Source organism: Promicromonospora sp. NPDC110617 (assembly GCF_055598465.1).
The window spans coordinates 1134477-1144971 of the sequence record NZ_JBVKBM010000002.1; the positions used below are offsets into that span (position 1 = coordinate 1134477).

Consider the following 10495-nt stretch of genomic DNA (forward strand, 5'->3'; position numbering starts at 1 on the left):
GTTCGACTGATCACCCCGGGAGAAACCGTGCGACCTCGCCGATCCCTCGCAGCGGCCGTCGGCCTCGTCGCCGCGTCCGCCCTCGCCCTCGCCGGCTGCGCGTCCGAAGAGCCGGCCGGCAGCGACGCCGCCACGCCGTCCGCCAGCACCTCCGGCGCGACCGACGAGTTCCCCCTGACCATCGAGCACGCGCTCGGCGAGACCACCATCGAGGCCGCGCCGGAGCGCGTGGCCACGTGGGGCTGGGGCTCGACCGAGGCCGCCATCGCGGCGGGCGTCTTCCCGGTCGCCGTCGCCGAGCAGACCTGGACCGTCGGCGAGGGCAACCTGCTCCCGTGGGTCGAGGACGCCTACGACGAGGCCGGCGTGGAGCACCCCACGGTGCTCACCGACGCCGAGGCCGGCGCGACGGTGCCCTACGAGGAGTTCGCGGCCGCAGAGCCCGACGTCATCATCGCCACGTACTCGGGCCTCACGCAGGAGCAGTACGACCTGCTCAGCGAGATCGCCCCGACGGTCGCGTACCCGGAGACGCCCTGGCAGACGCCGTGGGACGAGATCATCACCGCCACGGACGACGCCCTGGGCCGCAGCGCCGCGGGCGAGGCGAAGGTCGAGGAGATCAACGCGTACCTGGCCGAGCAGGCCGAGGCGCACCCCGAGTTCGAGGGCAAGACGGTCGCGGCGATCGTCGACTCGGCCGCCGAGGGCCTCATCTACGTCTACCGGGCGGGCGACCCGCGCGCCGGCTTCCTGGAGGGCCTCGGTTTCGAGACCGCCCCGGCCGTCGAGGAGCTCGCGCCCGACGACGGCTCGTTCTTCTACACGCTGTCGTACGAGGAGCTCGACAAGCTCGAGTCCGACCTCGTCGTGGCCTACACGTACACCGAGGAGGAGGCCGCGGCGCTCCCCGACAAGAAGGAGCTCCAGGCCCTGCCCGCCGTCAAGAACGGCATGGTCGCGCAGCAGGTCGGCACCGTCGCGGTCTCGGCCGTCTCGCCGCCCACGGCGCTCTCGGTCGAGTACCCGGAGGGCATGCCCAAGCTGATCGACGCCCTGGCGGAGACGCTGAACAAGTAACGCGCTGCCGCCTCTCGCCGGTCGAGCCCCTCTCGTTGGTCGAGCTTGTCGAGACCTACCCAGGTCTCGACAAGCTCGACCAGCGAAGGGGCAAGCTCGACCAGCGAGGGGTCTTCTACTTCGCGGTGGGCTTGTCGAGCGCCCCGCCGTAGCGGCGGTCGCGCTTCGCGTACTCCTCGACGGCGTGCCAGAGGTGCCGGCGGTCGACGTCGGGCCAGGGCTCGTCGAGGAACACCATCTCGGCGTACGCCGCCTGCCACAGCATGAAGTTCGACGTGCGCTGCTCGCCCGACGAGCGCAGGAACAGGTCCACGTCGGGCACGTCGGGCAGGTAGAGGTACTTCTGCACGGTCTTCTCGGTGATGCGCTTCGGGTCCAGCCTGCCCGCGGCGGCGTCCCGGGCCATGGCCGCGGCCGCGTCGGCCAGCTCGGCCCGGCTGCCGTAGTTGACGCACATCGTCAGCGTGCAGAGGTCGTTGTCCTTGGTGCGCTCCTCGGCCTCCAGCAGCACGTCGATCACGGACTTCCACAGCTTGGGCCGACGTCCGGCCCACCGGATCCGGACGCCCCACGACGCCATGACGTCGCACTGGCGCTTCATGACCTCGTGCGTGAAGTTCATCAGGAAGCGCACCTCCTCGGGCGAGCGCTTCCAGTTCTCCGTGCTGAACGCGTACGCCGAGACGTACTCGACGCCCACGTCGACGGCGCCCGCGACGACGTCGAGCAGCGAGTTCTCGCCCGCCCGGTGCCCCTCGATCCGCGGCAGCCCGCGCGCGTTGGCCCAGCGCCCGTTGCCGTCCATGACGACGGCGACGTGGCGCGGCAGGAACTCCTTGGGGATCCGCGGGGCCTGCTCGCCGGACGGGTGCGGGAACGGCTTGACCAGCTCCCGGCCGGTGTTCCGGGCCATCAGCGCTCCACCATCTTCAACGATCGCAACGTTCTCTCCAGGTAGTACTGGCCGTAGGCGGCGACGATGCCGCTCGCCTCCTTGCGGTGCCGCGCGTCGGACGCGTCGGCGGTCGCCCAGTCGCCCGCGAGCAACGAGGACAGCAGGGCGAAGGTCTCGGGCGCGGGCGCCGTGGAACCCGGCGGCCGGCAGCGCGGGCAGACGGCGCCGCCCTGCGCCACGTTGAACGAGTGGTGCGGCCCGGGCTCGCCGCAGCGCGCGCAGTCCTCGAACGACGGCGCCCAGCCGGCCACCGCGAGCGCCCGCAGCAGGTACGAGTCGAGCACCAGGCCGGCGTCGTGGTGCCGCTCGGACAGGGCCCGCAGCCCGCCGGCGAGCAGCCAGTACTGCTGCACCGCGGGCTCGTGCTCCGCCGCGACCAGCCGGTCGGCGGCCTCCAGCATCACGGTGCCGGCCGTGTACAGGCCGTAGTCCTCGCTGATGGACCGGGCGTACGCGCCGATGGTCTCGACCTGCGTGACCGTGTCGAGCCCCATGCCCGGCCGCGGGCTGCGGCCGGTGTGGAGCTGCACGTCGACGGCCATGAACGGCTCCAGGCGCGCCCCGAACTTCGACGACGTGCGCCGCACGCCCTTGCCCACCCCGCGCACCTTGCCGTGCTCGCGCGTCAGGAACGTGACGATGCGGTCCGCCTCGCCCAGCTTCTGGGTGCGCAGCACGATCGCGTCGTCTCGGTACAGGGGCACAGAGCCATTCTGCCCCCAGTCACCGACACCCAGGCACACCCGCGGGTCGAGCCTGTCGAGACCTCACCGCTCGACGAACCTGGTCCCGTCCGGCGTCAGCTCCGGCTCCCACACGAACCGGTGGATCACGTGCTTCTCCAGGATCCAGCGCGCCAGCAGCGCGACGCCGCCCCAGATCACGAACAGCAGGAGCGTCTGGAGGAAGTTGATGCCGATCTTGCCGAAGCCGGTGAGCGCCAGGGTGGGGATCAGGAAGATCAGGCCGAGGAACGCGGGCAGGAGCTGGATGCCGACCCACTGCACCACCGAGAGCATGTCGACCCGGCGCTCGGCGACCACGCCGTGGTAGTCCATCACGTTGACCACGTGGTCGGCGCGCCACTTGGCGACGTGCCGGGCGACCGTCCACTGCGCGTCCCGCGCCTCCAGGGCGGCGCTGCCCGTGGGCAGCCAGATCCCGAGGATCTGGTGGATCTCGGCGGGCGTCAGGTACCCCTTGTCGAGGATCGCGAGGCTGTGCACGGGCGGCTGCCGGGTGTTGGTCGGCAGCACGAGGGCGGCCAGGAACAGCAGCACGCCGCCGGTCCCGAGCAGGCCCACGAGCGCGTCCGGGAGCCACGGCAGGAGCAGGGTCGCGATGGCGAACGCCAGGGCGCCCAGCAGCGCGCAGACGATGCGGTTCTTCATGGTCATGGTAGGTAGGACTTTACCGGCATCTCGTCGACCTCTGGGGCGATACGTCCGTTTCGAGACCTAAGTTCCGGCGGTGCGGACCGTCAGAAGAAGAGCGTGTCGCGGCGGTCCAGCGGCCGGGAGACGAGCCACCAGGCGGCCACCTGCAGCGCGAGGACCAGCGGGAGCACCACCAGCGCGACGACGCCGAGCGCCGCCATCGTCTCCTCGGAGACCGCGCCGCCGACCAGGCGCGGCCAGGCCGCGATCGCCGTGCCGACGACGGGGGCCGCGATCATCACCGAGGTGACGGCCACCGGCAGCGGGCCGGTGCGGCGCAGCCGCCACGCGACCAGGGCGTCCCCGTGCAGGCGCGTGACGACCACCGCGGCGATGCCGAGGGCCAGCGCGGCCAGGCCGCTCCCCCAGGCCACGCCGAGCAGCGCGCCCCAGCTCCCGGCCAGCGCGATGCTGGCGACCACGAGCACCACGTCCCACGCGTCCCGCCACACGTTGCCCGGACGGCGGCTGCGCAGCCAGATCGCGGCGTCCCGCAGCGCCCAGGACCCGACGAGCACGAGCGCCACGGGGTACCCGGCGCCCAGCAGCTCGGCCTCGGCGTGCGGGAACACGCCCACCAGCACGCCGAGCGCCGCCACGAGCCACACCTCGCCCGGCAGCAGGACCGGGCCGACCGCCCCGAGCACGACGCGGCGCTGCGCGGGGTCCCGGCGCCGGTCCTTCCCGTCCGGGCCGCGCTCCTGGAGCAGGGTCGCACCCGCGCCCTGGACGGCGCCGTCGAGCACCACCCAGCCGACCAGCAGCACGGTCAGGAGCACGGCCCACGCCGCCGCGTTCATCGGGCGCCCTCCGGCTCGGGTCCGGCGCCGTGGGCCCCGTCGCCGCGCGTCCCGTCGTCGGGCGCCCCGAACCGGAGCAGCACCTCGTCGCCCGCGCCGTCGTCGCGCAGGACGTCGCCCGGGGCGGCGCCCAGCACGAGCCGGTCGGTCCCCGCGCGGGCCAGCCGGCTCAGCACCCACCAGTCGAGCACGGCGAGCGTGACCATGAGCCCGACGAGCAGGACGAGCGAGACCAGGACGGCGCGCGCGGACTGGTCGGAGGTCACCTCGTCGACCCGCAGCACCCCCTGGACGACCCACGGCTGCCGCCCCAGCTCGCGCACGAGCCAGCCCGCGAGCCCCACGACGAACGGCAGGGGCAGCAGGGCCGTGAGCACCACGTAGAGGGCGCGGCGGCCCCGCATGCGGAACAGGGCGCCCGCGATGAGCAGGAAGGGGAGCACGAGCGCGCCGAGGAAGACGAGGTCGGCGGTGCGCATCATGACCTCGAGGAGCACGCCGACGGCGGGGTTCTGGCCGAAGCCGCCCTCGATGTAGCCGAACTGCGCGTAGCCGAACCCCTGCGCGAACAGCACCCCGACGACGCCGGTCCAGATGCCGGCCCGCAGGGAGTACCGCCACAGGTCCTCGTCGGGGCCGGTCGGCAGGCGGAGGCCGCCGCCGCTGCGCCGCAGGTGCCACGCCGAGACGCCGACGAGCACGAACCCGCCGGCCATGAGGCAGGCGCCCACCACGTGCAGGCCGGACAGGAGCGCCGCGGGGTTGGTGACCAGCGCCCCGACGTCGGTGATGCGAGCGACCTGGTCGCCGGCCGGGCCCTCCAGCACGTACCCGAGGGGGTTGCGCAGGAACCCGTTGGCGACCATCACGGCGAAGGCCGAGGCGTACCCGGTCAGCACCACGGCCCAGAAGATCGCGGCGTGCAGCGCGCGCGGGAACAGGTGCCAGCCGAACACCCACAGGCCGAGCAGGGTGGACTCCAGGAAGAACGCGGCGAGGGTCTCCACGGCCAGCGGCGCGCCGAAGACCTCGCCGGCGACGTCGAGCAGGCCCGGGAAGTGCAGGCCGAACTGGAGCTCCAGCACGATCCCGGCGGCGATGCCGAGCGCGTAGTTGACGAGGTAGATCTGCCCCCAGAACCGGGTGGCGTTCTCGAAGACGACGGCGCGGTCGCCCGAGGCGCGTGCCCAGCGCGTGTTGAAGATCGCCACCACGGGACCGAGCCCGAGCGTGAGCAGCACGAACAGGAAGTGCACTGCGGCCAGCAGCGCGAACTGCAGGCGGGCGAGTTCCGAGGCCTCCACGTTCCCGAGACTACGTAGCCGAACCGGTCGCGGCGACAGGATTCGGGCAGGACCGGGGAAAGGTCAGGGATGACCCCTAGCCCGGTGGTGGGGCTGTCCCTACCTCCGGTCGACGTCGTCGCCGCCGCCCAGGTCGGTGCAGTCGATGCCGACGGCGCCGTGCGCCCGCAGGTACTGCCCGGCGCCCGTGTCCCCGCGCACCGAGCCGGCGAGCGCCGCCCAGTGCTCGCGGCCCAGCAGCACGGGGTGCCCGGGGCGGCCGTCGTAGGTGGCCCGGGCGAGGGCGTGGCGGGCGGCGTCGGGCTCGTCGAACGGCTTCAGCACGCGGCGCACGGAGTCCGCCCGGAGGCCGGGCAGGTCCACGAGGGAGACGACGGCGGCGTCCGCCCCTGTCTCCTGGGCCGAGGCGAGGCCGGTGCGCAGCGAGGCCGCGAGGCCGCTCTCCCACTCGTCGGCGACCACGGACGTCGCGTCGGACAGCGCCAGCCGCTCGGCCTCGTCGGCCCGCGCACCGAGCACCACGACGACGTCGGCGCACCCGCCGTCGACCAGGGCCTGGCAGGCAAGCTCGAGCCAGGGCGTGCCGCCGTCGGCCCGGGCGAGCGCCTTGGGCATGCCGAACCGGGTGCCGGCGCCGGCCGCGAGCACGACGCCGACCGCCGTGGTGCCGTACCTGCCGTCCATGGATCAGCTCCGTCCGTATCGGGCGAGGACGAACGACTCGATGACCTGCGCCGCCAGGTAGAGCACGAGCGACGCGAGCGTGACCACCAGGACGCACGCCCACACGAGGTTGTTCTCCGACCGTCCTACCGCGTTGACCACCATGCTGCCGATCCCCTCGCCGGTGATCAGCCATTCCGCCAGCAGCGCGCCCGTGATGGCGCCGGGCACGGAGATCCGGACCGAGGCGAACAGCGCGGGCAGCGCCGAGGGGAAGGCGACCCGGAACAGCAGGGCCACCGGCCCGCCACCGTACACGTGCACGACGTCGGTCAGCTGTGCGGACACGGACCGCAGGCCCTGCACGATGTTCACGAGCGCGGGGAACAGCACCACGATGCCGGAGACCACCGCCACTCGCACCACCTCGTCGGTGAACAGCAGGCGGATGATCGGGGTCAGCGCGATGAGCGGCACGGCGCGCAGGATCAGGGCGACCGGCATGACGGCGGTCTCCACGGGCCGGGACAGCACGATGAGCGCCGCCGCGAGCGTCGCGGCGACCATCCCCGCGGCGAAGCCGAGGGCCGCGTCGCCGAGCGTGACGCCGAGCGCGGCGAGGATCTGGGCGCGGGTCCCGGCTGCGTCGTCGGCCGTGAAGAGGAACTCGTGGACCTCGGCGGGGCCCTTGGCAACGAAGGTGTTGTCGACCAGGGCCACGGAGACGACCCAGACGACCGTGAGGACCGCCGCCATGAGCAGCGCCGTGCTGACCGCCCGGCCGAGGCCGGCCACGAGCGCACGTCCGGCGCCCCCGCGGCGGGCCGAGTCCCTGCCGCGGGTCGAGCTCGTCGAGACCTCGCTCATCGTCGTCCTCCACCGGTCGACCACGGCACCGCGACCCGGCCCAGCAGGCCGAACGCGGCGTACCCGAGGCCCGCCACCAGGGCGCAGGCGAACATGATGCCCCAGGCGCGCTCCACCATGAGGCCCTGGCCGGCGGCGACGAGCGCGGGCCCGACGCCGCGGTCGACGCCGCCGATGTACTCCCCCAGGATCGCCCCGAGGAACGCGGCCGGCGCGGCGATCTTGAGGGCGCTGACGATCTCCGGCAGCGCGGACACGAGCTGGACCGTGACGAGCTGGCGCCAGCGGCCGCCGCCGTAGACGCGCACCACGTCGAGCGCGGCACGGTCGGCGGACCGGAAGCCGAGCACGGCCCCGACGACGGTCGTGAAGAACACGGACAGGGCCGCGAGGACGACCGCCGTGGGCGACGGGTCGCCCGGGTCCGGCGGACCGAGCACGATGTAGAGGATCGGCAGGATCGCGATGGTCGGCACGCAGTAGCTGATCACCGCGACCTGCGAGATCACGGGCTCGAGCCGCGGCGTCAGCAGCACGAGGGCCGCGAGCACGAGCGCCAGGCCGTTGCCCCACGCGAACCCGATCAGCGCCTCGACCACCGTGCCGGCGAAGTTGTCGGCGTAGAAGGCCCAGCCGTCGGCGGCGTACTGGCGCAGCACGCCGGGCGGCGTCGGCATGGACGAGCCGTCGAAGGCCGTGACCGCGAGCAGCCACCACAGCGCCACCAGGGCGGCCAGGCCCGCCGCTCCGCCGAGCCAGGTGCGGGCGCGGTCAGGCATCGCGGGCCGTGTCGTCGCGGGCGGCGTCGAGGGCGGCGTCGGCGGTGAACAGGAGCTCCGACGCCCGGTCGTGCAGCGCGTGGAACTCGGGGGTGCGCATCATCTCCGGCAGGCGCGGGCGGGGCAGGTCCACCTCGATGACCTCCTTGATCCGGCCGGGCCGCGGGCTCATGACCGCCACCTGGTCGGAGAGGAATATCGCCTCCGAGATGCCGTGCGTGACCATGAGGGTCGTGGCCGGCTTCTCGGTCCAGATGCGCAGCAGCTCCAGGTTCAGCCGCTGGCGGGTCATGTCGTCGAGCGCCCCGAACGGCTCGTCGAGCAGCAGCACCGAGGGCTTGACCACCAGGGCGCGCGCGATCGAGACGCGCTGGCGCATGCCGCCCGAGAGCTGCGCGGGCCGCGCCTTCTCGAAGCCGCCCAGGCCGACCAGCCGGATGAGCTCGGCCACGAGGTCGTGGTCCACGGGCTGCCCCGAGACCTGGAACGGGAGGCGCAGGTTGGACTCGACCGACCGCCACGGCAGCAGCGCGGCGTCCTGGAACGCGATGCCGAGCTCGTGGCCGGCCCGCAGGCGCGCCGGATCCTTGCCGTCGACCTTCGCGGTGCCCGACGTCGACGCCTCCAGACCCGCGAGGATCCGCAGGATCGTGGACTTGCCGCAGCCGCTCGGGCCCAGGAGGGACAGGAAGCTGCCCTGGTCGGTGTGCAGCGTGACGTCGTCGAGCGCGGTCACCGTGCGGCGGCCGGAGCCGAACGACTTGGACAGGTGCTCGACGTGCAGGCCGGTGCCGGCCCCGCCCTCCGGGGCGGGGCCGGCGCCGGTCGGGACCTGCGTGACGGACTGGTCGACCACGGTCAGCCCTTGAGCTCGGGCTGCTCGTCGAGCAGCTCCTGCAGGAGCGACAGGTCGAACACGTCCTCCTGGGCGGCGTCGATCCCGGCCGCCTCGAACGTGGCCATGTTCTGCGCCAGGAGCTCGTCGCTGATCGTGAAGATGCCGTTGCCCGCGGTCTCGTCCGTGTTGATCAGCTCCTCGCACTGGATGGTGTTCTGCTCCACCTCCTTGGCCGGGTCGAGGTCCAGGTCGGCCCCGTACTCCTCGACGGCGAGCCGCGCGCCCTCCTCCAGGTCGGCGCAGGCGTCGGTCCAGCCCTTGATCTCGGCCTCCAGGAACGCCTTGACCACCTCGGGGCGCTCGGCGATGGTCTCGTCGGTGGCGATGACCGACTCGGCGACGAACGGCAGGCCGTTGTCCGCGAACAGCAGGTTGGTCACCTCCTCGCCCTGCGACGAGACGATGATCGACTCGTTGGTCACGTACGCGAGGAACCCGTCGACCTCGCCGTTGACCAGGGGCTGCGGGTCGTACTGCACCGGCACGATCTCGACGTCGTCCTCCGTGAGGCCGTTGGCCGCCAGGAGCGCGGCGAACAGCAGGCCGTTGCCGCCGTCCTGCACGCCGATCTTCTTGCCCTTGAGGTCCTCGACCGTCTCGATGTCCGCCCCGTCCTTGAGGGACAGGATGGTGAACGGGTTCTTCTGGAACGTGGTGCCGACGATCTTGATCGGCGCGTCCTCGTTGGCCACGACCTGGCCCACCGTGACGGCGTTGGTCAGGCCGAAGTCGGCCTTGCCGGAGGCCACCAGGTTCTCCGTGGCGCCCGGGCCCGCGTTGAACGTGACGTCGCCGAAGCCGGCGTCCGCGTAGTAGCCCTTGCTGTCGGCCATGAACTCGCCGGCGAACTCCGCGTTCTTGATCCAGGAGAGCTGGACCGTGAGGTCGCCCAGGCCCTCCCCCTCGGCGGGGGCGTCGTCGCCGGAACCACAGGCCGCGAGAGCGAGCGAGGCGGCGGCCGCGACGGCCGTCAGGCGCAGCGCGCGCCCAGGACGGGAAAGCATCATGAGTGGTTCTCCTGGTGTGCTGGGTGCGCGGGACGAAACCCGCGTCTCGTTGCCCAGGACGCTAGGGACCTGCGGTTTCACGCCTCACGTCGGCCGGTTACACGGCCGTTAAACGTGCCCCCGCACCGGGTGAACCGCTGCGCGCGCCTCAGTACGGGACGCGCGTGGTGTGCTCGCGCCAGGCCTCGAAGGGCTCCCCGGCCCGCTCGATCCGGTGCTCGACGACGGGGTGGGGCCACGTCGACCGGTCGCGGTCGAGCAGCTCGTAGAACTCACGGTCGTCGAAGCCCGCCCGCTCGGCGTCGTGCCGGTCCGCGGCGAACACCACGCGGTCCACCCGGGCCCAGAGCGCGGCGGACAGGCACAGCGGGCACGGCTCGCACGAGGCGTACAGCGTGGTCCCGGCCAGCGAGAAGGTGCCGAGCTCCTGGCAGGCCGCCCGGATCGCCACCACCTCGGCGTGCGCGGTGGGGTCGAGGTCCCGGGTCACCCGGTTGCCGGCGGCCGCGACCTCGGCGCCGTCGCGCACGACGACGGCCCCGAAGGGGCCACCGCCGTCGGCCACGTTCCGGGACGCGACCTCGACGGCGCGGGCGAGCCACGCGGCGTCCTCGGGGCTGACGGACGCGCGGGACGGTGTGCCGGAGGTCTGGCGTGGGCTGGTCACCCTTCGATGCTCGCACCGCTGCGTTTCAACGGCGTTCCC

At 73.0% G+C, this 10495-nt stretch carries 12 protein-coding genes; 1 reads left to right on the forward strand and 11 read right to left on the reverse strand.

Going from position 1 to position 10495, the window contains the following annotated elements; translation table 11 throughout:
* Positions 1-27 precede the first annotated feature (27 nt).
* The gene (locus tag ACZ7LE_RS15840) at positions 28-1080 is read left to right on the forward strand and encodes an iron-siderophore ABC transporter substrate-binding protein (RefSeq protein ID WP_470404203.1); all 1053 of its coding nucleotides are present in this window, start codon (positions 28-30) and stop codon (positions 1078-1080) included.
* Between the two features lie 115 nt (positions 1081-1195).
* On the opposite strand, the gene ACZ7LE_RS15845 is transcribed toward ACZ7LE_RS15840, so the two are convergent.
* The 11 genes from ACZ7LE_RS15845 to ACZ7LE_RS15895 form a co-directional block, all read right to left on the reverse strand.
* On the reverse strand, positions 1196-1993 hold the full coding sequence (locus ACZ7LE_RS15845; protein ID WP_470404204.1) for an isoprenyl transferase: 798 nt from the start codon (positions 1991-1993) through the stop codon (positions 1196-1198).
* Complete coding sequence (gene recO / locus ACZ7LE_RS15850; protein WP_470404205.1) at positions 1993-2739, reverse strand: DNA repair protein RecO; 747 nt, start codon at positions 2737-2739, stop codon at positions 1993-1995. The genes ACZ7LE_RS15845 and recO overlap by 1 nt, the downstream gene beginning before the upstream one ends.
* A 63-nt stretch (positions 2740-2802) precedes the next feature.
* Entirely contained in the window at positions 2803-3432 is a 630-nt protein-coding gene (locus ACZ7LE_RS15855) for a hypothetical protein (protein ID WP_470404206.1), read from the reverse strand.
* Positions 3433-3515: 83 nt separating this feature from the next.
* Positions 3516-4271: a cytochrome d ubiquinol oxidase subunit II gene (locus tag ACZ7LE_RS15860; protein ID WP_470404207.1), complete on the reverse strand. Its 756-nt coding sequence runs from the start codon at positions 4269-4271 to the stop codon at positions 3516-3518.
* Positions 4268-5575 (reverse strand): cytochrome ubiquinol oxidase subunit I, encoded by a 1308-nt coding sequence (locus ACZ7LE_RS15865; RefSeq protein WP_470404208.1) that lies wholly within the window; start codon positions 5573-5575, stop codon positions 4268-4270. The genes ACZ7LE_RS15860 and ACZ7LE_RS15865 overlap by 4 nt, the downstream gene beginning before the upstream one ends.
* A gap of 99 nt (positions 5576-5674) precedes the next feature.
* Positions 5675-6259 (reverse strand): nucleotidyltransferase family protein, encoded by a 585-nt coding sequence (locus tag ACZ7LE_RS15870; RefSeq protein WP_470404209.1) that lies wholly within the window; start codon positions 6257-6259, stop codon positions 5675-5677.
* Between the two features lie 3 nt (positions 6260-6262).
* Positions 6263-7105, reverse strand: coding sequence for an ABC transporter permease (locus ACZ7LE_RS15875; protein WP_470404210.1), 843 nt, complete (start codon positions 7103-7105; stop codon positions 6263-6265).
* The gene (locus ACZ7LE_RS15880) at positions 7102-7884 is read right to left on the reverse strand and encodes an ABC transporter permease (protein WP_470404211.1); all 783 of its coding nucleotides are present in this window, start codon (positions 7882-7884) and stop codon (positions 7102-7104) included. The genes ACZ7LE_RS15875 and ACZ7LE_RS15880 overlap by 4 nt, the downstream gene beginning before the upstream one ends.
* Positions 7877-8740, reverse strand: coding sequence for an ABC transporter ATP-binding protein (locus tag ACZ7LE_RS15885; protein WP_470404212.1), 864 nt, complete (start codon positions 8738-8740; stop codon positions 7877-7879). Before ACZ7LE_RS15885 ends, ACZ7LE_RS15880 begins: the two co-directional genes overlap by 8 nt.
* Positions 8741-8742: 2 nt before the next feature.
* Entirely contained in the window at positions 8743-9789 is a 1047-nt protein-coding gene (locus tag ACZ7LE_RS15890) for an ABC transporter substrate-binding protein (RefSeq protein WP_470404213.1), read from the reverse strand.
* 148 nt (positions 9790-9937) lie between these two features.
* Positions 9938-10456 carry a nucleoside deaminase gene (locus ACZ7LE_RS15895; RefSeq protein ID WP_470404214.1) on the reverse strand — a complete coding sequence of 173 codons (519 nt, stop codon included), beginning with the start codon at positions 10454-10456 and terminating at the stop codon, positions 9938-9940.
* Positions 10457-10495: the final 39 nt, after the last annotated feature.

Excerpts from the sequence above, each read along its gene's own strand:
- ACZ7LE_RS15845 (WP_470404204.1), bottom strand. The coding sequence starts at position 1,993 with ATGGCCCGGAACACCGGCCGGGAGCTGGTCAAGCCGTTCCCGCACCCG.
- ACZ7LE_RS15855 (WP_470404206.1), bottom strand. The coding sequence starts at position 3,432 with ATGACCATGAAGAACCGCATCGTCTGCGCGCTGCTGGGCGCCCTGGCG.
- ACZ7LE_RS15860 (WP_470404207.1), bottom strand. The coding sequence starts at position 4,271 with ATGAACGCGGCGGCGTGGGCCGTGCTCCTGACCGTGCTGCTGGTCGGC.
- ACZ7LE_RS15870 (WP_470404209.1), bottom strand. The coding sequence starts at position 6,259 with ATGGACGGCAGGTACGGCACCACGGCGGTCGGCGTCGTGCTCGCGGCC.
- ACZ7LE_RS15875 (WP_470404210.1), bottom strand. The coding sequence starts at position 7,105 with ATGAGCGAGGTCTCGACGAGCTCGACCCGCGGCAGGGACTCGGCCCGC.
- ACZ7LE_RS15880 (WP_470404211.1), bottom strand. The coding sequence starts at position 7,884 with ATGCCTGACCGCGCCCGCACCTGGCTCGGCGGAGCGGCGGGCCTGGCC.
- ACZ7LE_RS15890 (WP_470404213.1), bottom strand. The coding sequence starts at position 9,789 with ATGATGCTTTCCCGTCCTGGGCGCGCGCTGCGCCTGACGGCCGTCGCG.